The organism is Butyrivibrio sp. AE3004, from assembly GCF_000703165.1.
Lineage (GTDB): Bacteria > Bacillota > Clostridia > Lachnospirales > Lachnospiraceae > Butyrivibrio.
Genome location: NZ_JNLQ01000002.1, coordinates 2,551,791 through 2,577,982 on the forward strand (window position 1 = coordinate 2,551,791; position 26,192 = coordinate 2,577,982).

23 protein-coding genes are annotated in these 26,192 nt (G+C 42.1%); 2 read left to right on the forward strand and 21 right to left on the reverse strand.

Annotated elements, in window-relative coordinates; genetic code table 11:
- Positions 1 to 24: 24 nt before the first annotated feature.
- The 16 genes from BV60_RS0114020 to BV60_RS22130 form a co-directional block, all read right to left on the reverse strand.
- On the reverse strand, positions 25 to 744 hold the full coding sequence (locus BV60_RS0114020) for a YveK family protein (protein WP_029322731.1): 720 nt from the start codon (positions 742 to 744) through the stop codon (positions 25 to 27).
- 74 nt (positions 745 to 818) lie between these two features.
- Positions 819 to 1,547, reverse strand: a complete 729-nt coding sequence (locus BV60_RS0114025) for a CpsB/CapC family capsule biosynthesis tyrosine phosphatase (protein ID WP_029322732.1) — start codon at positions 1,545 to 1,547, stop codon at positions 819 to 821.
- Positions 1,548 to 1,821: 274 nt separating this feature from the next.
- The gene (locus BV60_RS0114030; protein WP_029322734.1) at positions 1,822 to 2,004 is read right to left on the reverse strand and encodes a DUF4250 domain-containing protein; all 183 of its coding nucleotides are present in this window, start codon (positions 2,002 to 2,004) and stop codon (positions 1,822 to 1,824) included.
- A gap of 25 nt (positions 2,005 to 2,029) precedes the next feature.
- The gene (gene clpB, locus BV60_RS0114035) at positions 2,030 to 4,618 is read right to left on the reverse strand and encodes an ATP-dependent chaperone ClpB (protein WP_029322736.1); all 2,589 of its coding nucleotides are present in this window, start codon (positions 4,616 to 4,618) and stop codon (positions 2,030 to 2,032) included.
- Between the two features lie 189 nt (positions 4,619 to 4,807).
- Positions 4,808 to 5,464: an HdeD family acid-resistance protein gene (locus BV60_RS0114040; protein WP_029322738.1), complete on the reverse strand. Its 657-nt coding sequence runs from the start codon at positions 5,462 to 5,464 to the stop codon at positions 4,808 to 4,810.
- 117 nt (positions 5,465 to 5,581) lie between these two features.
- Positions 5,582 to 6,193 carry a ribosome biogenesis GTP-binding protein YihA/YsxC gene (yihA, locus tag BV60_RS0114045; RefSeq protein WP_035777274.1) on the reverse strand — a complete coding sequence of 204 codons (612 nt, stop codon included), beginning with the start codon at positions 6,191 to 6,193 and terminating at the stop codon, positions 5,582 to 5,584.
- A gap of 91 nt (positions 6,194 to 6,284) precedes the next feature.
- Positions 6,285 to 7,559 carry an ATP-dependent Clp protease ATP-binding subunit ClpX gene (clpX, locus tag BV60_RS0114050; RefSeq protein WP_029322740.1) on the reverse strand — a complete coding sequence of 425 codons (1,275 nt, stop codon included), beginning with the start codon at positions 7,557 to 7,559 and terminating at the stop codon, positions 6,285 to 6,287.
- A 57-nt stretch (positions 7,560 to 7,616) separates the two neighbouring features.
- Entirely contained in the window at positions 7,617 to 8,222 is a 606-nt protein-coding gene (gene clpP, locus BV60_RS0114055; protein WP_029322742.1) for an ATP-dependent Clp endopeptidase proteolytic subunit ClpP, read from the reverse strand.
- A 172-nt stretch (positions 8,223 to 8,394) separates the two neighbouring features.
- Positions 8,395 to 9,840 carry a trigger factor gene (gene tig / locus BV60_RS0114060; protein ID WP_029322743.1) on the reverse strand — a complete coding sequence of 482 codons (1,446 nt, stop codon included), beginning with the start codon at positions 9,838 to 9,840 and terminating at the stop codon, positions 8,395 to 8,397.
- A gap of 172 nt (positions 9,841 to 10,012) precedes the next feature.
- Entirely contained in the window at positions 10,013 to 10,531 is a 519-nt protein-coding gene (locus BV60_RS0114065) for a CYTH domain-containing protein (protein WP_029322744.1), read from the reverse strand.
- Between the two features lie 75 nt (positions 10,532 to 10,606).
- Positions 10,607 to 11,158: a DJ-1 family glyoxalase III gene (locus tag BV60_RS0114070; protein WP_029322745.1), complete on the reverse strand. Its 552-nt coding sequence runs from the start codon at positions 11,156 to 11,158 to the stop codon at positions 10,607 to 10,609.
- Between the two features lie 18 nt (positions 11,159 to 11,176).
- Complete coding sequence (locus BV60_RS0114075) at positions 11,177 to 12,757, reverse strand: extracellular solute-binding protein (RefSeq protein ID WP_029322747.1); 1,581 nt, start codon at positions 12,755 to 12,757, stop codon at positions 11,177 to 11,179.
- A gap of 26 nt (positions 12,758 to 12,783) precedes the next feature.
- Positions 12,784 to 13,827, reverse strand: coding sequence for a LacI family DNA-binding transcriptional regulator (locus tag BV60_RS0114080; RefSeq protein WP_029322748.1), 1,044 nt, complete (start codon positions 13,825 to 13,827; stop codon positions 12,784 to 12,786).
- Positions 13,820 to 15,355, reverse strand: a complete 1,536-nt coding sequence (malQ, locus tag BV60_RS0114085; RefSeq protein WP_029322750.1) for a 4-alpha-glucanotransferase — start codon at positions 15,353 to 15,355, stop codon at positions 13,820 to 13,822. The genes BV60_RS0114080 and malQ overlap by 8 nt, the downstream gene beginning before the upstream one ends.
- A 71-nt stretch (positions 15,356 to 15,426) precedes the next feature.
- Positions 15,427 to 16,353: a carbohydrate kinase family protein gene (locus BV60_RS0114090; protein ID WP_029322751.1), complete on the reverse strand. Its 927-nt coding sequence runs from the start codon at positions 16,351 to 16,353 to the stop codon at positions 15,427 to 15,429.
- 37 nt (positions 16,354 to 16,390) lie between these two features.
- Complete coding sequence (locus BV60_RS22130) at positions 16,391 to 16,993, reverse strand: TetR/AcrR family transcriptional regulator (RefSeq protein ID WP_051656749.1); 603 nt, start codon at positions 16,991 to 16,993, stop codon at positions 16,391 to 16,393.
- Positions 16,994 to 17,162: 169 nt separating this feature from the next.
- Between BV60_RS22130 and BV60_RS0114100 the strand changes: the two genes are divergently transcribed.
- Positions 17,163 to 17,513, forward strand: coding sequence for a hypothetical protein (locus BV60_RS0114100; RefSeq protein WP_029322754.1), 351 nt, complete (start codon positions 17,163 to 17,165; stop codon positions 17,511 to 17,513).
- A gap of 62 nt (positions 17,514 to 17,575) precedes the next feature.
- Here the strand turns inward: BV60_RS0114100 and BV60_RS0114105 are convergent, their stop codons facing one another.
- From BV60_RS0114105 to BV60_RS0114125, 5 genes are all read right to left on the reverse strand, one after another.
- Complete coding sequence (locus BV60_RS0114105) at positions 17,576 to 18,460, reverse strand: DUF2225 domain-containing protein (protein ID WP_051656750.1); 885 nt, start codon at positions 18,458 to 18,460, stop codon at positions 17,576 to 17,578.
- Positions 18,461 to 18,541: 81 nt separating this feature from the next.
- Positions 18,542 to 20,203: a glutamine--tRNA ligase/YqeY domain fusion protein gene (locus BV60_RS0114110; RefSeq protein WP_029322758.1), complete on the reverse strand. Its 1,662-nt coding sequence runs from the start codon at positions 20,201 to 20,203 to the stop codon at positions 18,542 to 18,544.
- Positions 20,204 to 20,316: 113 nt separating this feature from the next.
- Positions 20,317 to 22,983 carry an EAL domain-containing protein gene (locus BV60_RS0114115; RefSeq protein ID WP_051656751.1) on the reverse strand — a complete coding sequence of 889 codons (2,667 nt, stop codon included), beginning with the start codon at positions 22,981 to 22,983 and terminating at the stop codon, positions 20,317 to 20,319.
- Positions 22,984 to 23,119: 136 nt separating this feature from the next.
- The gene (gene guaB, locus BV60_RS0114120; protein ID WP_029322760.1) at positions 23,120 to 24,574 is read right to left on the reverse strand and encodes an IMP dehydrogenase; all 1,455 of its coding nucleotides are present in this window, start codon (positions 24,572 to 24,574) and stop codon (positions 23,120 to 23,122) included.
- 13 nt (positions 24,575 to 24,587) lie between these two features.
- A complete protein-coding gene (locus tag BV60_RS0114125; RefSeq protein ID WP_242840985.1) occupies positions 24,588 to 25,097 on the reverse strand; it encodes a DUF6106 family protein in 510 nt (169 codons plus the stop codon).
- 167 nt (positions 25,098 to 25,264) lie between these two features.
- Here BV60_RS0114125 and BV60_RS0114130 point away from each other — a divergent pair, with 167 nt between their 5' ends.
- Positions 25,265 to 26,095 (forward strand): hypothetical protein, encoded by an 831-nt coding sequence (locus BV60_RS0114130; RefSeq protein WP_029322763.1) that lies wholly within the window; start codon positions 25,265 to 25,267, stop codon positions 26,093 to 26,095.
- The last annotated feature ends 97 nt before the right edge of the window (positions 26,096 to 26,192 follow it).

The window sequence follows — 26,192 nt, forward strand, 5'->3', positions numbered from 1 at the left end:
TCATCCGCCTGCTTTTTATTGTTTTTACTTGGATTTATTTCTCTTCTTTTTATTTTTGGTCTGTTCGTCCGTTATTGAAGGTATCATTGCAAGAGTACTGAGTCCAAGATATGCCTCAACATCATCACTGGACTTTATGGTATCATCCATCAGATAGTTAAGAATGATGACTGCAGATACAACGACAACTGCTGCAACTCCGCCGATCATTGTCCATCTCTTTGCGCTGGGACTGTATTTTTCTGTCGGCATATTTGCAAGCTCTGCCACGTTTATCGCATCAATATCCATAACATTCTGAATGTGCTTTGATGCAACTTCGCGGACGCAGTTTGCCTCCTTCATCGCCATCATGGGATCGGAGTCTCTGACCGTAATCGCAACGATACGTGTATCATCAGGGGTGCTGATTGAAACGTGCTCATTAAATTCATCGTAATCAACGTCGAGCCTTAGTATCTGAATAACCTCTTCCAGCACATAGCGGCTCTTAATAAGCTGAGCGTAATCCTGCGTCAGCTGAGTTGATATCTGCACGTCAGAATATGTTACAGTCGCACCCTCTTCTTTATTCAATATATAAATCTTGGTAGTTGAGGAATATAAAGGAGTCAGTACAAATTTACTGATAAAAAGACACAGAAGAGCAAAGAACACTCCCGAGCTTAAAATAAGCCATGCTCTCCCCAATAAAACTGCGAATAATTCGCCGAGATTAATTTCAATAACATCATCTTTTCCCATACGCCCCTCAATCGCCGCTTTTTTAGTCGTTCATGAATCGCGGCACGTTCATTTTTGATCAGTAAAGAATAATGTCAGCGGATAATTTCATTCCGCAAAACCTTCATAGCATTGTCGTGGAAAATCTCAAGCGCATATTCCTCTCCGAACTTCCCCTCCACAAAATCTCGGCAATCGAGAAGATGCGGTGCCCGGGATCCGTTATCATGCGCATCGGTTGCTACAAAGTGCACCATGTGGCGCTTAAGTAATTCTCTGGTAAAATGCCTTATTCCAAGGCCGTATTTTCCCATGACACTGTTCGCATTCACCTGTATGTAAATGCCCATATCCAAAAGCTCATCCACGTACTTCACATGCTTAGCCATATCTGCATAACGCTCAACATGCGCAAGGATTGGTGTGTATCCCGCAGACTGCACAGTATATAAGGCATTATGTATGGTCTTATACATATCGGTAGGATGAAACTCAATAAGCACATATCCTGAATCCGCCAGTGTTGAAGCCCTTCCGCTCTCAAGCTCCCTGACAGTTGAATCGCTGTAGTATATCTCATTTCCGGGAAAAAGCTGGACCTTCAATCCCTTCTCATGTGCCCTGTCCATAAGCTCTGCCGTGTAGTCAATCAGATGCTGATGACTCACATTGTGATGCATCGGCTTATGATGCGGCGTAAGTATCATGCCCTTCGTGCCCTCAGACAGCGCTGTCTGCAGCATCTTAAGGCTGGTCTCAATATTCGGAGATCCGTCATCTACACCCGGCAATATATGGCAATGAATATCAATTGATGGAACCACGTAAAGAACTCCCCACTACAACTTGTACTTATACACAATATATTTTACAACATATGGATTTCCTTAGCAATAGTCACAAAAAAGATACTTTTTTCGAAAAAAATCTCACTATTGAGCACAAAAAGCCGATGTAACCTTACGATCACATCGGCTTATAATGAAGCATTAAAGCAGCTACAGTAGTTCCTTTTATGGAGCACATCCTTAGGAACGCAGGATGATTGAACACATTTTCATTTTTGAGTTCAGGAAGTCAAAACCAACAAATAAAGCTTTATATAAACTTATTCTGCTCCTTATTATATGCATATCCTATGCCTTCAAGTTTCTTTACAATCTCATCAAATTCCTGACTGCCAATATCCAGCCCATCCTTTAATTCATCGAGATTTTTGTAATTATCTCTAAGCTGTGTATTTATATAACTAAGAAGCATCACAGGGTTCTTTGGTATCATTTTCGCATTTCCTTTTCCTTTATTTTTATCCCCTCACAGCATGTGCTGTAAGCTTATCTCCATCCACATCAATCTCTATTGTATCATGTGGCATGACCTTATCTTCAAGAATAAGCTTTGCGGAAAGTGTCTCAACATGCTTCTGGACAAATCTCTTAACAGGTCTTGCACCATAGTTAGCATCATAAGCATTGTCAGCAACAAACTGCTCAGCAGCGGGTGTAAGGCGAATACTTATCTCTCTGTCCGCAAGTCTTCTGTTCAGATCATCAACTATCAGCTTAACTATTCCGCCAATATTGTCCCTTGTAAGAGGTTTAAAAAGTATCATCTCGTCAAGTCTGTTCAGGAACTCGGGCCTGAAATGCGCATGAAGCTCATTCATTGTCATATCCTCAGCTTCCTTGCTGATACTTCCGTCTGCCTGAATTCCGTCAAGCAGGAACGGTGCTCCGATATTGGAAGTCATTATGAGAATAGTATTCTTAAAATCAACAGTTCTTCCCTGAGAATCCGTTACACGGCCGTCATCAAGTATCTGAAGAAGAACATTGAAAACATCGGGATGTGCTTTTTCCACTTCATCAAAAAGAACAACCGCATAAGGTTTTCTGCGGACTGCCTCCGTCAGCTGACCACCCTCTTCATACCCTACATATCCGGGCGGTGCTCCGATAAGTCTGGATACACTGTACTTCTCCATGTATTCACTCATATCGATTCTGACGATATTATTCTCATCATCAAAAAGTGCTGCCGCAAGGCTCTTCGCAAGTTCTGTTTTGCCGACACCTGTAGGGCCGAGGAACATAAAAGATCCGATAGGTTTGCCGGGGTCCTTGATTCCGGCTTTTGATCTCATGATAGCTTCAGAAACCTTTGTGACCGCTTCATCCTGTCCGATAACTCTCTTATGAAGTTCATCCTCAAGGTGCAGTGTTTTATTTCTCTCGCTCTCTGTAAGCTTGGCAACAGGTATTCCGGTCCATCTTGATATGATTCTGGCAATCTCTTCATCGGAAACTCTCTCATGGACAAGTGACAAATCCTTTGATCCGACCTTTTGTTCCTCTTCCTCAAGCTGTTTCTTCATCTCGGGAATTCTTCCGTATTGCAGTTCGCTCGCCTTTTCAAAATCACCGTTTCTCTGTGCTATGGCAAGCTCATTATTGGCATCCTCTATCTGCTCACGAATGACTGCCAGTCTGTCCACAGCCTCTTTCTCATTTGTCCACTGTGCCTTCTGATTATCAAAATCAGATTTAAGCTCAGCAAGTTCCTTTTGCAGATTTGCAAGTCTTTCTCTGCTTAGTGAGTCATCTTCTTTCTTAAGTGCTGTTTCCTCAATCTGCATCTGCATAATTTTTCTGTTAAGCTCATCAAGTTCTGCAGGCATCGAATCCATTTCTGTCTTAATAAGAGCACATGCCTCATCCACAAGGTCAATTGCCTTGTCGGGAAGGAATCTGTCTGAAATATATCTGTTACTGAGGGTCGCTGCACTGACCAGCGCCGAGTCCATAATCTTGACACCGTGATAAACCTCGTAGCGTTCCTTCAAGCCTCTGAGGATGCTTATCGTATCCTCAACCGTAGGCTCAGATACCATTACCGGCTGGAAACGTCTCTCAAGAGCCGCATCCTTCTCAATATATTGTCTGTACTCATTAAGAGTTGTTGCACCTATGCAATGAAGCTCACCTCTAGCAAGCATGGGTTTTAACATATTTCCGGCATCAAGTGCGCCGTCAGTTTTACCTGCTCCCACAATTGTATGAAGCTCATCTATGAAAAGAATGATCTCGCCGTCAGATTCCTTGACATCCTGAAGCACGGCTTTAAGTCTTTCTTCAAACTCGCCTCTGTACTTTGCTCCTGCAACAAGAGCTCCCATATCGAGTGAGAAAATCTTTTTATCAATAAGTCCCTGCGGAACATCCCCTTCAGCAATTCTCTGAGCCAAAGCTTCTACAACTGCAGTTTTACCAACGCCGGGTTCACCGATAAGCACAGGATTGTTCTTTGTCTTTCTCGAAAGAATCCTTATAACGTTTCTGATCTCCGCATCTCTTCCGATCACAGGCTCAAGCTTTTGTGCTTTTGCCTTTGCCACAAGCTCTGTTCCGTATTTTTCCAGTGTGTCGTAGGTTGCCTCGGGGTTATCGGATGTAACCTTCTGATTTCCCCTGACCTCTGAAAGGGCCTGCAAAAATCTGTTCCTGTCTATGCCAAAGGCCTGGAAAATATTTATGATCTCTCGATTTGGATAATGAAGCATAGCAAGTAAAATATGCTCAACAGACACATATTCGTCGCCCATTGCCTTCATCTCATCCTCACTCTTTAGAAGCACCTTATTAAGGTCGGCTCCCACATAGGGTTTTCCACCCTGAACCTTAGTCCTCTTTTTCAGAGCTTCATCAACTCTATTTAAGAAAACATCATTGTCTATTCCCATCTTCTCAATGAGCTTAGGAACAATGCTATCCTCTATGGTCAGCAGACTGTATAGCAGATGTTCCTGTTCAATCTCCTGATTGCCGTAATCAAGTGCGACTTTCTCCATGTTCTGGATAGCTTCAATTGATTTTTGTGTAAATCTATCTATCTTCATAACTATCACCTCACTCGCCGGTTAGTAGTCTTATTCTTACTGATATATTGTCATTCGTATTACATGCTGTTCTACAACTGTTATAACACGATTATTAGCACTCGTCAATAGAGAGTGCTAATAATTTTGGGCCGGCAACAAAAATCCCGACTCTTTATTCCATCTAAAGAGCCGGGGCTTCATGCATTATTAGTCGATATCTTTACTTTCAACATCAATTATTTCATTTTTATCTACTTTACCGGCTGCCGGTCTGTCTTCCCACTCTACTTCCCTGGCATCACCGTCTACAATCTCTTTTCTGGCTTCCTTATCAACCTTGTGGATTCTTGATACTATCCACAGATTTGAAACACCGTTATAAGCAAGAGCTGCTCCTATTATCTGCACAACGTATTGCATTGATGCCACAGGATTAAGCAGCAGATATGCGCCAACGCCAACTGTTATAAACGCAAGTATAAGAGCTACCCACCAGTTCTTATAGCTGCTTTTTCCAAGACTTAATGTCTCCCCAAGATTCATCAGGCCACTAAACAGCATGATAACTCCTGCAATAACAGGAATAATTGATTCAAAAAATGTCGGATTAAGCAAAATCCAGGCACCAACAACCGCTATCACCAGCCCGAATCCCAACGAGCTGTTTCTTGTTATAACATTCTGATTTTTTGACACGATGCTGGTTATAACAGAAATCACGCCTGCAGAAAGCACCATGATTCCAATCGCTTTGGTCAGTATATTAAGCGTAGTTCCCGGAAGAAAAATAAGAACCGCTCCAACAAGTATAAGAATTATTGCATCCAAGAAAAAATTCCTTTTTAGCTTTACGAAAAATCCCATATTTCTCATCCCCAGTCTATCAGCAATTATTATAGTCTACGTTTCGCTTTTGCCATAAATCTCAGATTTATGAACGCATTTACGTTTTTAAATTCAAGAGTCCATAAATTATTCTGTTTATTGTTCTTCTTCCTGTGGCCTGCACTCCTCGAGAAGCTTATCCATCACTTCGTATATTTCTTCTCTTCCCGCCTTGCTCTGAGCAGAAAAAGGAAGCAGGATCCCATCCTCCGGCATTCCAAGGGTTTCTTTTATCATATTCAGATGTTTTTCTATCTGACTGTTTTTAATCTTATCCGACTTTGTGGCTATGATAATAGGTTCAGCTCCTGATGCAACTATCCAGTCATACATCATTTTGTCATTTGCAGAAGGCTCGTGACGGATATCTATCAGAAGAAATACCTGTTTTAACATCACAGACTTATTCAGATAATTCTCGATCATCTTGCCCCACTGTTTCTTAACCGAATCAGGAACTTTCGCGAAACCGTATCCAGGCAGATCCACAAGGTAAAACTCATTGTTTATGTTGTAATAATTTATGGTCTGAGTTTTTCCGGGTTCCTGGCTCACACGGGCGTAATGCTTACGATTCATAAGTCCGTTGATCAGAGAAGACTTTCCTACATTACTCTTTCCGGCAAACGCAAACTCAGGCTTATCGTTCTGAGGGAGTTTACTTGTTATGCCGATTACTGTTTCTAAGTTTACTTTCTTTATTACCATATAATCCTCACTAATAATAGTACAGGCAGGGATGCATTACATCTCTGCCTGTAGTTTAAGCAGGTTCATCCCCACTTCAAAATCATTCTTTTTATTTTGCAGGTTTAAGTCTCTTAACCTCGTCCTTGTAAACGATAAGCGGACTTGAAGTACCCTTAACCGATTCTTCAGTAACTACACATTCGCATATGTCATCATCTGAAGGAATCTCGTACATAACATCCATCATAGCCTTTTCCATAATGGATCTGAGTCCTCTCGCACCTGTCTTTCTCTCATGTGCAAGCTCTGCAATCTTTTCAATCGCATCCTCCTCAAAGGATAGCTTAACATCATCATAGTCAAACAGCTTCTGATACTGCTTTACAAGTGCATTCTTAGGCTCAGTAAGTATGCGCACAAGTGCTTCTTTGTTAAGTCCCTCGAGAGTTACACAGATCGGAACACGTCCGACAAACTCAGGGATAAGACCGAATTTTGTAAGATCCTGAGGAGTAACTTCCTTAAGTACCTCTCCGATCTCACGCTCACTCTTGTCTGCGATCTCTGCGTTAAAACCGATTGAATTACGGTCAAGTCTGGCTTCAACAATCTTATCAAGGCCATCAAAAGCACCACCGCAGATAAACAATATGTTTGAAGTATCGATCTGAATTAGCTCCTGATGAGGATGCTTACGTCCACCCTGTGGCGGAACGCTGGCTACCGTGCCCTCAATTATCTTAAGGAGTGCCTGCTGAACACCTTCACCGGAAACGTCACGTGTAATTGATACGTTCTCACTCTTTTTGGTAATCTTATCAATCTCGTCGATATAAACGATACCGTACTGTGCTCTCTCTACGTCATAATCAGCAGCCTGAATAAGTTTCAAAAGAATGTTCTCAACATCCTCTCCGACATATCCTGCCTCTGTAAGAGTTGTTGCATCAGCAATGGCAAAAGGAACATTTATAATCTTTGCAAGAGTCTGTGCAAGGTAAGTCTTACCTGAACCCGTAGGTCCGACCATTATTATGTTACTCTTCTGCAGTTCAACCTCGTCCTCTGCATTGTGCGCCTTGGGAGCCATTACTCTCTTATAGTGATTGTAAACAGCTACAGCAAGCACTTTCTTAGCTTCGTCCTGGCCTATTACATAATCATCAAGGAAATTCTTGATCTCAACAGGTTTAAGAAGATTGATATCCCTGTCATCATGTGTTATAGGCTCGTCCTCAAATTCCTCCTCGATAATATCCGCACAAATGTCCACACACTCATCGCAGATATATACACCTGCAGGACCTGCAATCAGCTTCTTAACCTGATTCTGTGTCTTGTTACAAAATGAGCAACGAATTTCGCCGCTGTTTTTTCCTGCCATAATTTGTTTTTCCTTCTAAAATTCTAATAATCCGACCTGTACACTTATGCACCGGCATTACTTATTCTTTTCCTCATCCTTAGGTCTTGATTCGATTACGGAATCAATAAGTCCGTATTCAAGAGCTTCCTGAGCTGTCATCCAGTTATCGCGCTCTGTATCGGCAGCTATCTGCTCATAAGGCTTTCCTGTATTTTCAGCTAACAGTGTATTCAGTTTTTCTTTTGTACGAATGATGTGCTTAGCTGCAATCTCGATTTCTGTAGCCTGACCCTGAGTTCCGCCAAGAGGCTGGTGGATCATTATCTCTGCATTAGGAAGAGCCATTCTCTTACCCTTAGCACCGCCTGCAAGAAGGAATGCACCCATACTTGCAGCCATACCGATACAGATTGTGCTAACGTCGCACTTGATATAATGCATAGTATCATAAATAGCCATACCGGAAGTAATCTCACCGCCGGGGCTGTTGATATACATGTGGATATCCTTACTGGGATCTTCTGCTTCAAGGAAAAGGAGCTGTGCTACAACAACGCTTGCTGAAACTGAGTTAACTTCTTCACCAAGGAAAACAATACGCTCCTTCAAAAGTCTTGAATAAATATCATATGAGCGCTCACCGCGACTCGTCTGTTCTATGACATAAGGTATTAAACTCATCTAATCGCTTCCTCTCTATAAATTTTTACAAATATACTTATCTATTATAACCCATGAATTAGATTTTACGCAACCTTGCCAAAAATCCTTGTTCCAAAGTAGTCAAAAAACCTCCCCGGAATCATCCGGAGAGGCTTCATATATTCTGTAAACTTAAAAGTTCACTATTAAATTATTCTTCTTCCTTCTTAGCTGCTGTCTTACGTGTGCGCTTCGGCTTCTCCTCAGCTGCATCGTCGTCCTTCTTAGCTGCTGTCTTGCGTGTGCGCTTCGGTTTCTCTTCAGCTGCATCATCAGACTTCTTAGCTGCTGTCTTACGTGTCTTCTTAGTACCAACTTCCTTAGCGTTGTCTACAAGGAACTTAGCTGCCTTCTGAACAAGAAGATCTTCCTTGAGAGTCTTAATCTCACGGTCTCCCATGAGCTCCTTAACCTTATCAGCTTCCATGTTGTACTGCTTAGCCATCTTCTCAAGCTCTTCCTGAATCTCGTCTTCGCTGATCTCAAACTTCTCAGCTGCAGCTACTGCTTCAAGAACGAGTCTTGACTGGATACGATCAATAGCCTGAGGCTTAACCTGCTCAAGGAGCTGGTCAACAGTGTTGCCTGTGTACTGCATGTACTGCTGCATATTCATACCCTGATACTGAAGTCTCTGAGCAAACTCGTTAACGATCTGACGCTGCTGTGTCTCAACCATCTTCTCAGGAAGCTCCATCTCAGCATCATCGATAACAGCCTTAACAGCTGCATCCTCACGCTCAGCCTTAGCCTGAGCCTCTTTACGCTCTGCAAGCTTCTTCTTTACATCTTCCTTGTACTCAGCAACTGTCTCAAACTCAGAAACATCGCTTGCGAACTCATCGTTAAGCTCAGGAAGCTCTCTTGTCTTGATAGCCTTTACTGTGCACTTGAATGTTGCAGCCTTACCTGCAAGATCCTCTGAATGATACTCCTCAGGGAATGTTACGTTAACCTCACCCTCTTTGCCGATCTCAAAGCCGATAAGCTGCTCTTCGAATCCGGGAATGAATGAACCTGAACCGATTGTAAGAGGATAATCTGTTCCCTTGCCGCCTTCGAAAGCAACACCATCAACAAATCCCTCGAAATCAAGAGTTACGATATCGTCGTTCTCAACCTTACGATCTGTAACCTCGATAGTTCTGGCATTTCTGCTGCGCTCCTGATCGATCTCAGCGTCAACTTCTTCGTCAGTTACGTCAAGGTCCATCTTCTCAACCTCAACACCCTTATATTTGCCAAGCTTAACTTCAGGCTTAAGAGCTACAGTTGCTGTAAAGATGAAAGGCTTACCTGCCTCAATCTGTGAAACCTCGATATCAGGATTGGAAACAACATCCTCACCACATTCATCAACAGCCTTGGGATATTCTTCGTTGATGATATCGTTAGCAGCATCCTCAAAGAATACTTCCTTACCGTACATACGCTCGATCATATGACGGGGAGCCTTACCCTTACGGAAACCGGGGATCTGAATCTTACCCTTCTGCTTGTTGTAAACCTTGTCGATTGCCTTGTCAAAATTCTCAGGTGCAACTTCGATTGTAAGCTTAGCCATGCTCTTCTCGAGCTTTTCTACTGATACGCTCATTGAATTATTATTCCTCCTATACTACATATGAAATAAATCGTTTACACAAATGATTTTTGTGCTGTTTTATCTATATTAAAGCGACCTGTGCTATCTAACCTCGGCACAGTCGCCTAAAGATTATAGCACAGGTCTTTTTATTTTTCCATATATATTTAAAACTTATCCCGTTTCAAAGCTTCTCGGCACTCATATGGGCATTGCTGTAATTCACGTCTCCGGTCACGTCATCCAGAAACCAGTCCGCCGGTTTATATAAAGAAGCAGTTTCTTCATCCGGGAATTCAACCTCTGCCAAAATCCTCCCCTCAAAGACGCCCTCAAATACATCCAGTTCGATTTTCAGTTTTTCCCCGATTGCTTTATCATGAAAACCATCCTCATTTAAAGGAAGGATGTACCGCTTTTTCTTTATTACATTCCCGTCCGCTTTAAGTACCAGATGCTCATAGGATTCTTTATCAAGCGGCATGTTATATTCTGTCTTTCCTATCTCATCATTCTCATGATCACTGACTTTCAGAAAATCCTTCTTTACTTTATAGGTCATGTAATAATGATCATCCTCACGTCTGACTCTGATTGCAGGTACCACATTCAGGTATCCCTGTTCTATTATTCTTACGGGGTAGCTCTCCAGATTGTGCGGAAGCTCTTTCACTGTAAATTTTCTTTCTATTTCAACACCCATTTTATTTCCTGTCCAACATGTCATCTAGGATTATATTCAAAACACAATTAAGCGCTCAGCGATAATTCCATATTCTTATACTCTGAAAACAATTCCTTTTCCAAGCTTGTCTGCAGCTTCTTTTCCGCAAAAACGCTCAACTATCGCAAGTCCGAAAGGAATCGCCGTTCCCATTCCTCTGCTGGTAAGAATGTGCCCGTCAACAGTTGTCTCTGTCATCTGAACATCAGCACCTGTTAGATTTTCCTCAAGTCCCGGGAAAACGCAGGCCTTTTTGCCTTGAAGGATTCCCAGTCTTCCGAATACACACGGCGCAGCACAGATTGCACTTATGTATTTTTCTGCCTCATTAAATGCAAGGATCTGATCTGTGAGCTTTTCAGTTTTATCAAGATTAGTCGTTCCGGGCATTCCTCCTGGAAGGACCAGCATATCCATTTCGTCAAAATTCACATCGTCGATCAGCTTATCGGCTTTAACTTCTATGCCGTGAGATCCCTTTACGGAAAGTGTTCCCATAACCGAAACCATATCGATATTCAGCTGAGCTCTTCTGCAAAGATCAACAACCGTAAGTGCTTCAATCTCCTCAAAACCTTCTGCCAAAAAAATTGCAATGTTTGCCATTTCTTAAGTCTCCCTTCTTTAGTATCCTACTTTTATTTCTCCACTGTCATAATATGCAGCACGTTCTTTTAAAATCTCATCCAGCCCCAGACTTTGAAGCCTTCTGTATTCACTCTCCTGCATACTGTCAAACTCATCTGTAGGACAGCAAATAAGATTAAATGCATATTCCACAAGAGCCGTCTCCAGCCCCGTCTGATATTTCGCCTCCGCTTCAAGTACAACACTTGTTTTAGGAAAGGTGTATTGATCCTTTACAACCGCATCATAAAAGCCTTCAAACCACTCATTGCTCTCCCAGTCATTATCCACAGACCAGGCAGATATCTGGGCTTCCCTGTCTTCCACAAATTCAAAGTGCTCATTAACAATGCTGTAATCCTCAGGGCTCCCGGGATATCCCCTTGCAAAAAGCTCATCCTTTAACAAGGATTTCGGTGCATTTTTGTCTGTATTTGTATGCTCAGGTGTATAACTGACAAGCTCCGCATTTTCGGGATCCGCAAGCCAGTTAAGGTATTTCATAGCAAGTTCCGCCTTATCTTTACTGGCTGAAGGAACCATAATATACATTCCAAAATCCGGTTCCGTTACATTTAAATAGTTTCCGTCTGATCCTTCAAAGCACAAAACCGGAACAAATTCAGCGGTAGGATTACTTTCCTTAAGCACCGGTATGTATTTAAACGGTGCCGTTGTATCCTCAACAAAGAAACCGGCTTTACCCTTTTTTACAGTATCCTTAAATAACTCATTATCATGATCTGCTGTAAAATCAAGAGTTATAATGCCATCATTATAAAGTCTGTTCAGTTCTCTTAAACCATCGATTGCCCCGTCAGCCACAACCATATATCTCTCGGAGTAGATAAAGGAATCTCTCTCTGACAGCTTTCCAACATAGGAATTAATAAAACTCTGATAATACCGTTCAGAATGAATGTCTCCACCCATCGCCCAGGGTATAAGGCCTGAGTCGCCGCTGGGATTATTTTCCTTAACGGCATAGAGATAATCGATAAGTTCCTTCTTTGTTGACGGCACACTCATACCAAGTGCATCGCAGAAATCCTTTCTGATATAAGCCATGTGCCTTGGCAATTTAAAGCCTCTGCGTTTGATAATTGCGGCCTGAGCATCATTGTATTGTCCCATATATTGAACATCTCCTATATAATTGGAGATGTTCTCACCATAATTTTTAAAAGGCTCGGACAGATCCGTTATCTTTCCCTGCTGGGACATATAGCCAAACACTGACGGTGAATATGTAAAGATTATATCCGGCGCCGTCCCTTCGTCCACCATCCCGGTAATAATGTCATCGGATTTCAATCTGTCTACACCTACAAAGTGAAGTTCTATATCGTACTGATCCTTAATCTTGCTGCGAATCCAATTGGCAAGAGTATTATCATCCGCCGTGCATCCCTCGGGAAAGGTCCCCCTGTCCCAAACCATGCAGGTAAGTGTATTATCACTTTTGGTCGCAGGCGAATGAATGACGCTGTCTTCCTCAGCCACTTTCCCGCAACCGGTTCCAGTGACAAGAATTACTGCTGTCATCAACGCACTTAATGCTTTGGATAAATTACGCATGGCACGCCCTCATCCGACATTCCGTCTTATTTCTCATAGTACTTTGAAGTTGATTCTCCGACCGAAAGCTCCGCTGGAAAAGTTATATGTCTATGGCTGCTCCTGGACTCAATGATATCAAAAAGAAGTTTTACTGTTTCCCTTGAAATCTGATCCAGCGGCTGCCTTATAGTCGTAAGCCTTGGATTTATGTATCTCCCGATTTCCATTCCGTCAAAACCGCAAACACTTATATCCTCAGGAACCTTAAGCCCCGCATCGGCTATCGCCCTCATTGCTCCTATGGCGAGCAGATCCGTTGCGCAGAACACTGCTGTAAACTCCAGTCCCGAGGACAGCATTCTCTGCATGGTCCTATAACCGTTTTCCACAGAAAAGTGTTCCATATTTTGATTTACATAGAAAATAAGCCTCTCATCAACCTGCATTCCTCTCTCGATATAAGCATCCTTATAACCTTCAAGTCGCAGGTGTCCTACTGACCTTCGTCCCATAGCCTCTGTAATCAAAGCTATGTTTTTGTGCCCGAGATTCATCAGATACTGCGTCATATGCATAGCCTCAAGCCGGTCATCAACTGATACTGTTGAAAATTCCGCACGACCTTCCTCCTCAAGATAGGAAGCACCGATGGTGGAAAACACCACCGGAATTTTCAGTCCGCTGAGTTTTGCTCTTGACTGCTCGGAACCGCCTCCGAGGAAAATAATCCCCCTTAGTCTCTTCTCTGTTTCGAGCTCCATGGCGATATCCGCCTCTTCCTGGTCGGCCTCTACATGCCTTAGGACAAGTGCATATTTTTGCCTGTCAATCTCCTGTTCTATGATATCTATCATCGGAGAGAAAAAGGGATTCGTTACTCCCTTTATAAGTACACCGATGCATTTAGCATCGGTGCGCTTTAAGTTTCTTGCACTGTCATTGGGAACAAATCCTGTTTCCTTAATGACTGCCTGTATTCTTTCGCGGGTCTTCGCACTGACATCCGGGTGACCGTTTATCACTCTCGATACGGTGCTCACTCCGACTCCGCATTTTTTTGCTACATCAACTATGGTTATTTTAGACATTTGCATTTCTTCCGTATGTCTTAGCCATATCAAGCATGCGCTCAGCAAGCTCATCTGTGCATGCATCACCCTTCATTCTCCATACCCAGTTGTTACCGAGTGTTGAAGGGGTATTTATTCTGGCTTCTGTTCCGAGCTCAAGATAATCCTGCATAGGGATTATAGCCGTGTCTGATACTGATGAAAAACATGCACGTATGAACTCCCACACAATTCCCTTGTTTGACTTAATATTCAGATATTTCTTGGCAAAACGTTTGTCTGCTCTCGGAATTGCATCAAGCCATCCAAGAGTTGTTTCATTGTCATGTGTTCCTGTATAAACAATGCTGTTCTGAATATAGTTATGAGGCAGATAATCACTCTCTTCCCTGGGATCAAAAGCAAACTGCAGTATCTTCATTCCAGGGAACCCTGTTCTCTTAACAAGCTTTATTACTGAAGGTGTGAGATATCCAAGGTCCTCAGCTATAACTCTTAAATCGCCAAGCTCCTTTTTCATAACTTCAAAGAGCTTGTAGCCGGGTCCCTTTACCCAGTGACCGTTCTCAGCTGTAGGCTCGCCAAAGGGAATTGAATAATATTCATCAAAGCCTCGGAAGTGATCGATGCGGACAACATCATAAAGCTTGTAGCAGCCCTTGATACGGTTCATCCACCACTTAAAGCCTGTCTTTTCATGATATTCCCAATCATAGAGAGGATTACCCCAAAGCTGTCCGGTTCTGCTGAAGGAATCCGGAGGGCACCCTGCAACCGCAATCGGCATATTCTTTTTATCAAGCTGGAAAAGCTTGGGATTTGCCCATGTATCGGCAGAATCAAAAGCAACATAAATCGGAATATCTCCGATAATATCTATGCCCTTCTTGTTAGCATAGGCTTTAAGCTCAAACCACTGCTTCATGAAAAGGAACTGTATAAACTCATGAAGGCCGATTCTGTCTGCATGCTTTTCTCTTGCTGCCTTCAGCGCATCCTCTTTTCTAAGCCTTAAGTCCTCAGGCCACTCAACCCAGCTAAGTCCGTCATAACGCTTCTTTAATGACATATAAAGAGCAAAATCAGGAAGCCAGTCCTCATTATCTTTTACAAAAGCATCAAACTCCTTCTTAAGTTCAGGCTCAGGCGCTTTAGTGCTAACGGGAGAAAGCCCACTGTTTACATAGGCTTTATATAAAACTTCATAGCGTGTTTTAAAGAGTCTTGCATAATCGATGTGGCTCTCATCTCCACCAAAATTAACCTTATCGACTTCTTCCTTTTTAAGGAGTCCCATATCGATCAGCTTCTCAAGATCAACAAAGTAGGGATTACCTGCATATGTTGAAAAAGACTGATAGGGAGAATCTCCGTAGCTTGTAGGCCCAAGGGGCAACAACTGCCAGTAGCTCTGACCTGACTTTTCAAGAAAATCCACAAAGTCATATGCTTCCTTGGAAAATGAGCCAATCCCGTACTTTGACGGAAGGCTGAAAATCGGCATTAAAACGCCGCATGCTCTTTTATTTTTAACTGTCTTTGCCATCGTTAATAATCCTCATAATAAATAATAATAAAAATGAATTCCTCAAAATAATCCAAATACCGGGATCCTTATCATAGCCCGTTATCACGAATTCCCCAGATAAGATTACGCCACTGCTCCATCTGTTCGGTTGTCATAAAGCCGTTTGAAGTTCCCATGTAGCCAATCTTATATGATGAGAATAGAAGGGCATTCTTAATAGAATTAACTGAATCCTGAGTTTCCTGGTAATAGTGCAAAAAGCACGCAAAGAGCGCATTACCTGCACCGACCGTATTAACGATCTCATTTGTCTTAACCGTCTTATAGTCAGCGATGAATCCGCCTTTTTTATCAAAGAGGATAACACCCTTGGAGCCTCGACCCATAATAATAATCTCTGTTCCGTAGGTCTTACTTATACCTCTTATAAAATCATAGGGGTCTTCCTCAAGCTGGTCATCTGAGAAGTAAAGGATTGATGCCGCATCAAGGAAATCTCTGTTGTATTTTTCTTTTTCCCTGCAGAAATTACGTATATTTACTGCAAGTTTCTTATTGTTTTCGGCAGCTGCAATCGCAAAAGGTCTGCAGAAATTAGCGTTAGCAAGGACTACCATATCAGCCCATCCTGCAAGAGGGGCAAACATGGACATATCATAAACCTTATCGCGCAGATCCTTGATATCTTCAAATATCTGTCGTCTGCGTTCCCTGTCATAGAGAATAACACACGTAGGAGTCTCCTCCATCTGCTGAACAACATACTGTGTTGAAAGCTCTATCTTACATCCCGGGGGATTCAGATCTTCAACGGATTTGTCATGACCGATGATAGACATGAATTCAACCTCATCTCCCAGCCACCTAAGGGCCAGAGACTCATTGTATGCATCACCGCCAAGTCCGGTATAAATGGAATTGACTTCTGTAGTAAGTGGCGCATATTCAATCGGAACCTTCGCAACTCTGACAATTGTCTCGACCTGCGTGATACCTGCTACGACGAATTTTCCCATGTGTGCCTCCTTTGAAACCCGGTTACAAACCGTTTTGTTAATCGTACGAGATCGCACGAAGCATGTTCATGTATTTCATAACCTCTTCATAATAGCCATCCGGCTGGAAAACACCCTCCCGGAACATCCTCTCGAGGATTTCCTTATTTACCATTTGTATCATGTCATCTATTATCTGATAGTTCGCCTCAGGTTTAAATCTTGTGATATCTCCTCTGTCGAGAATACTGCGGATCATGGCCTCGTATCCTTCCCTCGTCTGCAATATGGCCGATGCAGCCTCGGGAGTATCCTCTGCTTCTGCATTGTACAAAAAGAGCTGGATGTAGGGATACTGTTCCATACATATTGACAATACTCTCTCTATTTCCTCTCTAATTGTGAAAAAATCGGTGATATCCCTTGATACGCCTGTTGTGATCTCCAAATTAATAACACGAATACTGTAATCATAAATAAACTGATACAATCCAAGCTTAGTTTCAAAATAATGAAAAATAAGTCCTTTGCTTATACCTGCCATTTTGACAATATCATCCGTGCTGGCATGTAAATATCCGCCTAGAGCGAATGCTCTGAGCGCAGCATTGATAATACGATCCTGTTTTTCTTTTTTAAGATCAAAAAATTTTTCGTTCATGAAAAACGTCTCTCCAAAAATTGACCGGATTAGTCCATTTAAATATAGCATTTTAAGTGTATTTTTTCAACGATTTAGCGACAAATGCTTTTCTTATCTGACGAATTGTTATAAAATAATTCTTACAGTATGAAATTCTCTTACTATTTTCATTATGAAGGGAGAAAACATGGCTAAACATTTAGGAAAAGTGTTTTTATTTGCAGCTGCTGCAGGTGCTGTTGCCGCAGGTGTCTATTATTATCTGACTCAGAGGGATTCTGATATATCCGACGAATTTGATGATTTTGAAGATTTTGATGAATTCGATGATTTTGAAGACGATGAAGCAATCGGACCGTTCAAGCGTCGCTACGTCAATCTTTCAAGCTCTGAAGATAGCAATACCGACGAAGCTCTTGATGATTCCTCTGATGACTCTTCAGACGAAGAACCCACTCCGGATAAGACCGAAGAATTCTTTGATGATGACGAAGATGATGATATTAACGACCTCAAGAAACTTGATGGTGCTGTATAAAAAATCAAAACCGCAGGCAAAACGCGCCTGCGGCTTTTTTATTTTTTACAGAGCACACGGCTCTATTTTTCACTGTTTTCAGTTGTAATTGTTTCTCTGGCTTCTCTGGCTCTTTTGAGTATCAGCGATTTCAGCTCATTAGCTTTATCCTTAATTCTGGAGTTTGCCACCCTTGAACCGATTATATTCCCGACCATTTTCATTGCAAGATTATAATTTTCAACTTCCAGGGCAAGCGCTGCCATAAGGTAATCAGTGGTTGCCTCATCCATTCCCGCAATCTGGGTCTCGGTCATTCTTGCTAGTTCAAAACCATCGAGAGCTTTCTGAAGCATTTCCTTTTCTTCAGCATCGTTTGCTACCTTTTTCTCGGTATACCCGGGTGCCGACATATCAAGATGCTCAGTCTCTCCTCTTATGAGCCATGCCATCTTAAGACAGATATATGCTTTTTCGGAATTCTTGGATTTTTTCACCATAGCGCTTGCAATGGCAAGTTCATATCTCATTCTGGCTTCTTCGTATGTGTAAACATCCTCACTGAAATCCTGTCTCTTAAAGTTGGCACATATTTTACTCCTGACTTCATCCATCTGGAACTTTGTCAGATTGCCGAAATATTTTGCCAATACGGAATAACCGCAGTTAGGACATGTTACTACCTCATATTTAGTAGTATCAATCTCTTTGAAAACAGGACGAAGGTCTAAATCCTGCCTGGCCATTCTGATTTTTCCGGTTCTGAGTGTCCTTACCTTGAAATCATATTCACAGACGGGGCAGACATATTTCTTATCAAAAAGAAGACTTGCCTCATCGATTTCAACCGGAGGCTTTTGAGGCTCTTCCTTCTTTTCCTCTGCCTTCTTTTTACTAGGATCTTCATACAGCTCCTCATCCTCTAATGCACCAAGACCAAGTTTTTTTAATCCGTCCAAAAATCCCATGACATTTACCCCTCATACATCAGCCAGGCTGCTCCTTCCCGGTAAGAGAAGGTAGCATCCTGTTACATGTCAACAGTTCCGTTATGCCTTAGGTAATACAAAAGAACTCTTGAGAGAAACTATTCTGTTAAACACAGGTGCTCCATCCACAGAATCCTTACTGTCAACGCAGAAAAATCCGTTTCTCACAAACTGGAATTTATCATAAGCCTTAGCATTCATAAGTTCAGGCTCAAGCTTTGCATTTTCAATAACCGTAATTGAATTGGGGTTGAGGTTCAGTGAACCGTCCTCATTATATACACCCTTTTCCTCATCTATAATATTTTCATAGAGACGTACCTTAGCCTCACCGCACTTATCTGCAGATACCCAGTGAATTGTTCCCTTCACCTTTCTGCCGTCCGGGCTGTCTCCGCCCTTTGTTGCGGGATCGTAGGTGCAGTGAATTTCAGTAACAACACCATTTTCATCCTTCACACAGCTTGTGCAGGTTACAAAGTACGCATTCATCAGACGAACCTCGTTGCCGGGGAAAAGTCTGAAATATTTCTTCGGAGGCTCTTCCATAAAGTCCTCACGCTCAATCCAAAGCTCTCTTCCGAAAGGAATCTCTCTGTTTCCAAGCTCCGGTGCTTCCTTATTGTTCTCAATTGGAAGCATCTCAATCTGTCCCTCCGGATAGTTATCGATAATGAGCTTAACCGGATCAAGGATAGCCATCATTCTCTTAGCCTTAGGCTTCAAATCCTCACGGATACAGTACTCAAGCATTGCATAATCAGCCGTTGAGTTAGCCTTACTTACACCGCAAAGCTCAACAAATTTCTGGATTGATTCCGGTGTAAAGCCGCGGCGTCTGAGTGCTGCGATGGATACAAGTCTGGGATCATCCCATCCGTCTACTATTCCGTCTTCAACAAGCTTCTTGATATATCTCTTACCTGTTACAACGTTCTGCAGGTAGAGCTTTGCGAACTCTATCTGACGCGGAGGATTCTCATACTCGCACTCATTCTTAACCCAGTCATAAAGCGGTCTGTGGTCTTCAAATTCAAGTGTGCAGATTGAATGTGTGATACCTTCAACAGCATCCTCGATAGGATGTGCAAAATCGTACATAGGATAGATGCACCACTTATCGCCTGTACGTGCATGTGTCATATGTGCAACTCTGTAAATGATCGGATCGCGCATGTTGATATTAGGTGATGCCATGTCAATCTTAGCTCTGAGTGTCATTGCTCCGTCAGGAACATTGCCGCTCTTCATTTCTTCAAAAAGCCTTAAGTTCTCCTCAACACTTCTGTCTCTGTTGGGATCATTCTTGCCGGGTTCAGTAAGAGTTCCTCTGTACTCACGCATCTCTTCTGCTGTAAGTTCGGAAACATAAGCCTTACCCTTTTTTATAAGCTTAATGGCATTTTCATACATCTCATCAAAATAATCGGATGCATGATAAAGTCTGTCTTCATAATCTGCCCCAAGCCACTTCACGTCCTCGATAATTGCGTCCATGAATTCTGACTTCTCTTTGGTTGGGTTCGTGTCGTCAAATCTCATGTTGAACTTGCCGTTGTATTCCTTTGCAAGTCCGTAGTTAAGCAAGATGCTCTTAGCATGTCCGATATGTAAAAAGCCGTTAGGCTCCGGAGGAAAACGTGTCACAACGTGATCGTATACTCCCTCCTTTAAGTCTTTGTCAATTTCCTGTTCGATAAAATTTCTTGATTCTTCTGCCATGTTTGTAAAAACCAACTTCCTAATAAATTATTGTCTTATGACTAATGTGCCAAAAAGCGATTCCTTTTATCAAAATCGCTTTTTGGCTTTAATATCTCGTAATTATAATACCACTATATATACTTTTTCTCAAACTCCTCAGCTAACATGGTTTCCGCAAAATACTTGCCCTGGGCAAGCGGTACGTTCAATTCGTTTAAAATGTCAATCTGTTCCTTATTCTCAACACCTTCAACACAGACATAAGCTCCAAGTGCCCCGGATAAATCCATAAGAGAAACAATAAGCGACTTTGCATATTCCTCTTTTCCAAGTTCGCAGACAATTGTTCTGTCAACCTTAATCGTAGCAAACGGAAGTGCTCTGAGTCCGCTTATGGAACTGTAGCCTGTACCGAAATCATCCAGGCAAAGCCTCACACCGCTCTCACAGATTTTCTCCATAGCGCCTTTTGTTCGCTCTGTGTTATTCATAGTGAGCGCTTCTCTTACATCAAGTATGAGCTGGTCAGGATCTATACCGGCATCCTCCACCGCAGACTTAAGCTTATCGGCAATATCCGGCTGCATAAGCTGCACAACGGACATATTAACATAAATGTTGATCTTCCGATTAAGCTTTTTGCTCCACTTGCCACAGCTCTTTGCCGCCTCTCTAAAAACATGCTCTCCAATGGGATTTATAAGCCCCAGATACTCAGCAAGAGAAATAAATTCTCCGGGACTTACGTTACCCAGAATTTTACTGTTCCATCTGACAAACGCCTCTGCAGCCACAAGCTTTGGCTTTTTCCCTCTTATATCCATGACAGGCTGGTAATGTACCGTAAATTCTTTACAGCTGTCTTCAACCGACTTGTACATTGCCTTTTCCATATCAAGTCGTCTGATAGTGGAGGCATCTATACTTTCAGAGTACTGTGAAATCCTGTTCTTGCCTGACTTCTTGGCTTCATACATCGCAATGTCAGACTTCCTTATCAGTTCCTCAACCGTATCACCTGCAGTGGGAAATTCAACCATTCCCATACTCATGGTACAGTAGTACTCTCCGTCCTTCAAATACCAGGGAGTCGCAAAAACACGCCTTATCTCCTCAAGAATATTATCCAGCTTCCTAAAGCTCTCGGGTGGCACAATTATTACAAACTCATCACCGCCCATTCTGTAGCAAGAGTTTTGTACTCCGTCTATATTTTTTATAGCTGAGGAAATATCCTGCAAAAGTACATCACCATACTGATGACCGAGGCCGTCGTTAATTTTTTTGAAATCATCAAGGTCAAGGTACATAAGCATGCCCTTGGTGTTATTCTTTTTAGTCTGTTCAACATATGTAACCAGGTCACGCTCACAGCACAGTCTGTTGAAAAGTCCTGTCAAAAAGTCGGTATATGCCTGCTGTTCAATACGTTTCTGGTAAATTTTCTTTTCTGTTATCTCATAGATAGCGCAAAGAGATACCTGTCTGCCGTCCACCCACTTAATCCTGGTGTAGTACAGGTCAAACCAACGCTCCTTGGCCTCATAATATATCTCATAATTTCCGCTGTGTGATCTTGGCGGAATATTGGCTTCAAACAATTCCTTCAGAGTATTTTTCTGAAGTTCCTTTGCAAAATGCTTTCTAAGACTTCTGTTAGCAAATAAAAGTTCATCCGTTTTCATGCAGCGGACATATATAGAACTTCCCACGTTATCAAGTACTGCCTCAAGTGACTGAAAAGAACTGGCAATTGAGTTTTTCTGAAGCCTCTTGGTTATGATATTCTGAAGGATTCTGATAGCGTCATTGATGAATTTTATGTCATCAACAAGCCAGTCCTTACTCCTCTTGTCCTCTCTTGTTTCTGCAAAGCAGGCATAAAAAGGTGTCTGATCCGAGAGCGAAATCGGCACTGATACAACCGCTTTTATCCCCAGATCCTCAAGCTGCTCTTTTTCCCCGGAGTTCATAGTCGTACTCGGAGATACTGCAACCATATGATTTCTCCCAAGGAACCAGCATCTGTCGAGATCCTGACTTTCCTTAAAAATCCGTTCCGTATCATTCGTGGTCCATTGCACGATGACATCCATAAGCTTGTCATCACTATGCATGTGGCAAATAAAAGCATTGCTGATATCAAGATATTCGCAGATTTTCATAAGTATCTGCGTCATGATATTTTCTATCTCGTCATCGCTGTCAAGAAGAGAAACTATCTCGGTCATGATCTCCGCTCTGTGGAAAGAGACCTTAAAATCCTCAGAACGCTTAAAGTTCTCGGCAGTAGAAGCTGCTGCCTGATTCTCGGATTTCAGTGCTCTGACAAGAGCAAGTGATGTAACTCTTAAAAAGTCCAGAGAATTATAGAATCTCTTCTCTGTTGTCATATATGAAAAATCGGTTATCGGTTCCTCGGTGTACAGATCAGCTTCATACTCTGCATCCTTCAAAATTCCGCAGACTATCCACACCAGCTGTGTCGTTCCATCAAGCTTTGCTGCAACTGCCGCAACCTTGAGATTTGGAATCCTGGTTCTCTCAACTGCCTGATCTTCAAGATCACCTTCCGTAACTCTCTGGAAAATATTCCTTATATGTATTTCATCTACCGCATTTTTTATCATGGGTATTTCAAGAAGATCTCCCGAAAAATCCGTTATTTTTTCACACTTTGCATCCAGGCAGCACAAATAGACTCCGGACATAGCCGCAAAACTGTCCTGCCATCTGCGGAGTTCTTTGCTTTTAATCTTTATGTAATTGCCGGGACTTTTATTGCTGACTGCCTCCAAGCGATGTACTCTCCTCATCTCATCCTTAAATTTAAGATACTTTTAAAGTTTATTATACCACCATTTAGAAAAATGGATAAAAAAACCTCCCCTCATTTTCAGAGGGAAGGCTCTATGAAAAAATAATATATTCCTATTACTCATCAACGCTGTAGTTAGGAGCTTCCTTTGTGATATGAATATCATGAGGATGACTCTCCTTCAAAGCAGCGCTTGTCATCTTTATAAATCTGCCATTCTCGTTAAGTTCCGGAATAGTCTCACATCCGCAATATCCCATACCTGCTCTTAAGCCACCGATAAGCTGGAATACTGTATCTTCAACTGTTCCTTTATATGCAACACGTCCTTCAACGCCCTCGGGAACGAGCTTTTTAGCGCCTTCCTGGAAGTAGCGGTCTTTGGAACCGTTTTCCATAGCGGAAATTGAACCCATACCACGATATACCTTGTATTTTCTACCCTGGAAGAGTTCGAATTCGCCGGGTGCCTCATCACAGCCTGCAAACATTGAACCCATCATTACGATACTTCCGCCTGCTGCGATAGCCTTTGTGATATCTCCTGAATACTTGATACCACCGTCAGCGATAATCGGAATACCATATTCCTTAGCAACTGAATAACAATCCATGATTGCTGTAACCTGAGGAACACCGATACCTGCAACCACACGTGTTGTACAGATTGATCCGGGTCCGATTCCAACCTTAACAGCATCTGCTCCTGATTCGATAAGAGCCTTTGTAGCTGCTGCTGTTGCAACGTTACCTGCAATAACCTGAAGATCCGGGAATTTCTCTTTGATCATTCTAAGGCACTTAAGTACGTTCTCTGAATGTCCGTGTGCTGAGTCAAGAACAACACAGTCAACCTTAGCATCAACAAGAGCACCTACACGATCAAGAACGTTAGCGCTGATACCAACACCTGCTCCACAGAGAAGTCTGCCCTGATCATCCTTTGCAGCAAGAGGATACTTGATTGTCTTTTCAATATCTTTAATAGTAATGAGTCCTACAAGATTGTAATCGTCATCTACAAGCGGAAGCTTTTCCTTCTTGGATTTTCCGAGAATCTGTTTAGCCTCTTCAAGTGTGATTCCTGCCTTTGCAGTAACAAGGTTCTCACTTGTCATAACGGAACGGATCTTCTGATCGAAGTTCTGCTCAAACTTAAGGTCACGGTTTGTGATAATGCCTACAAGCTTTCTGCCCTCGGTAATCGGAACACCTGAAATACGGAACTTAGCCATAAGAGCATCCGCATCAGCGAGTGTATGATCGGGAGAAAGTGAGAAGGGATCTGTGATAACGCCGTTTTCAGATCTCTTTACCTTATCAACTTCATCAGCCTGAGCCTCAATTGACATATTCTTGTGGATGATACCGATTCCACCCTGACGAGCCATTGCAATAGCCATACGATGCTCTGTAACAGTATCCATGCCTGCACTCATCATAGGTATGTTAAGCTTAAGCTTCTTTGTGAGATGTGTACTGACATCGATCATGTTCGGCACTACCTGTGAATATGCCGGAACTAAGAGTACGTCATCAAATGTAATTCCTTCGCCAATAATCTGTCCCATTCTTATCTCCTTTTCAGTCCATGAAAACTTTACGTGGTGCTACGTTTTTTACCGCTTCGATCAGTTCTTTGTTGGGTTCAAGTATAACTTTTTCCCTTCCGTCATAATACATAGTATATGTAACATCCGGCTGTTTTTCTTCTCCGGATGAAAAATCAAGCGTCCTGTAATTGTCTTTATTACGATATTCGTCCAGATGATAGGACCTAGATGGTGCGATTGCTTCCATACGTTCTGTCTCGAAGGTCGCTACCCTTTTTCTTTTACTCTTGTTAAGAATTTTATCGACTGTAATCTCGCGCTCGCAATACTGATACTCATATTCTATTGATGCATTGAGTGATACAAAATATGCACCGACTCCGCATGCAATGCAAAGAATCATCAGAATAAAATTGCCGCTCATAAATCCCAGAAGAAAAGAAACCACTGCCAGAAGAATCAACAAATATTTTAGAAAAATCATAAGTGGTTGAGGTTTTCTGGCAACCAAAAGCTCTACATAGCTATTGTCGTTCATCATTTTTTCACACTTTTCCTTCCATATTTTTTAAACGTTATGATATATTAACTGTAAACTCTCGTCAAGAATCGAATTAAAAGTTGATGAATTTTTTTCAAAGTCGATATCTGTATGAGTACTAAAAGAAAAAAATTTGTGAAATATCAGTAATGAGGAGAAATGAAAAAATGAATATTAATGAAGAAAAACGTAACCAGTGGCAGGCCCTGAAAGGCATGGGTTTCAAAGCTCACTGGGATTATTTTTGGGACTACTATAAGGTTCACGTAATTGTTGGCATTATAGCTCTTGCAACTGTCGTATCCCTTGTCCGGGATATCGCATCTCAAAAACCGGCAGCACTTTCAGCCACTTTTGTTAACACCGCCAGCATGGAAGAACCCGCCTCAATTGTCGCAGGTTTTGCGGAATACGAGGGCATCGACACTTCAAAATACAGTGTTTCCATAGATGCTTCTTCCTCAATAAATATGGACAATCCCGATCAGTACACGATTGCCAATTCCGAAAAAATTTATGCAATGATCGCTGCACATGATCTCGACATAATCCTGGCGGATTCAAGGATTTTTGATAATTATGCCAAAAATGAAATGTTCAATGATCTAAGAGATAGCTTTTCTCAAGAAGAGCTGACAGCTTTCGGGGACAGCATTTTTTGTGTTGATCCAAAGGAGTACCACAGGAACGAAACCTATCCTGACAGTTCTTTAGAAAATCAGGATGCCGCGGACAGCTCTGTTTTAGCAGAAACATCTAACGATGCTTCAGACATAACCGGTTCACTTAATAATACGAAAAAAGTTGAGCCTGTAGCAGGCATGACTCTTGCAGAAGCTGAAGAAAAAGGACTTATCCCTGTAGGAATCATTCTAAAAGACAACCCGCATCTTACAGCTGTCTCCTACTATCCGGGAGAAACGCCTATAATAGGGCTTGCCACAGCAAGTGAAAGAAGTGACACCGCAGCTGATTTTATAAGGTATCTTCTTAAGTAACTTAGAAGATCACCATCAGGAAAACATAATAATTGAAAGCCTTGGAAATCAAATGATCTCCAAGGCTTTTTTATGAGAAATTTCCAGATAATTTCTA

Coding starts and splice junctions, on each gene's coding strand:
- BV60_RS0114040 (WP_029322738.1), bottom strand. CDS start 5,464: ATGGGATTTTTCGTAAAGCTAAAAAGGAATTTTTTCTTGGATGCAATA.
- BV60_RS0114075 (WP_029322747.1), bottom strand. CDS start 12,757: ATGCGTAATTTATCCAAAGCATTAAGTGCGTTGATGACAGCAGTAATT.
- BV60_RS0114070 (WP_029322745.1), bottom strand. CDS start 11,158: ATGGCAAACATTGCAATTTTTTTGGCAGAAGGTTTTGAGGAGATTGAA.
- yihA (WP_035777274.1), bottom strand. CDS start 6,193: ATGGTAATAAAGAAAGTAAACTTAGAAACAGTAATCGGCATAACAAGT.
- tig (WP_029322743.1), bottom strand. CDS start 9,840: ATGAGCGTATCAGTAGAAAAGCTCGAGAAGAGCATGGCTAAGCTTACA.
- BV60_RS22130 (WP_051656749.1), bottom strand. CDS start 16,993: ATGAACGAAAAATTTTTTGATCTTAAAAAAGAAAAACAGGATCGTATT.
- BV60_RS0114030 (WP_029322734.1), bottom strand. CDS start 2,004: ATGATACCAAAGAACCCTGTGATGCTTCTTAGTTATATAAATACACAG.
- BV60_RS0114110 (WP_029322758.1), bottom strand. CDS start 20,203: ATGGCAGAAGAATCAAGAAATTTTATCGAACAGGAAATTGACAAAGAC.
- BV60_RS0114125 (WP_242840985.1), bottom strand. CDS start 25,097: ATGATGAACGACAATAGCTATGTAGAGCTTTTGGTTGCCAGAAAACCT.
- clpB (WP_029322736.1), bottom strand. CDS start 4,618: ATGAAGATAGATAGATTTACACAAAAATCAATTGAAGCTATCCAGAAC.
- BV60_RS0114065 (WP_029322744.1), bottom strand. CDS start 10,531: ATGGGTGTTGAAATAGAAAGAAAATTTACAGTGAAAGAGCTTCCGCAC.
- BV60_RS0114090 (WP_029322751.1), bottom strand. CDS start 16,353: ATGGGAAAATTCGTCGTAGCAGGTATCACGCAGGTCGAGACAATTGTC.
- clpX (WP_029322740.1), bottom strand. CDS start 7,559: ATGGCAGGAAAAAACAGCGGCGAAATTCGTTGCTCATTTTGTAACAAG.
- malQ (WP_029322750.1), bottom strand. CDS start 15,355: ATGGCAAAGACAGTTAAAAATAAAAGAGCATGCGGCGTTTTAATGCCG.
- BV60_RS0114020 (WP_029322731.1), bottom strand. CDS start 744: ATGGGAAAAGATGATGTTATTGAAATTAATCTCGGCGAATTATTCGCA.
- BV60_RS0114100 (WP_029322754.1), top strand. CDS start 17,163: ATGGCTAAACATTTAGGAAAAGTGTTTTTATTTGCAGCTGCTGCAGGT.
- BV60_RS0114080 (WP_029322748.1), bottom strand. CDS start 13,827: ATGTCTAAAATAACCATAGTTGATGTAGCAAAAAAATGCGGAGTCGGA.
- guaB (WP_029322760.1), bottom strand. CDS start 24,574: ATGGGACAGATTATTGGCGAAGGAATTACATTTGATGACGTACTCTTA.
- BV60_RS0114105 (WP_051656750.1), bottom strand. CDS start 18,460: ATGGGATTTTTGGACGGATTAAAAAAACTTGGTCTTGGTGCATTAGAG.
- BV60_RS0114130 (WP_029322763.1), top strand. CDS start 25,265: ATGAATATTAATGAAGAAAAACGTAACCAGTGGCAGGCCCTGAAAGGC.
- clpP (WP_029322742.1), bottom strand. CDS start 8,222: ATGAGTTTAATACCTTATGTCATAGAACAGACGAGTCGCGGTGAGCGC.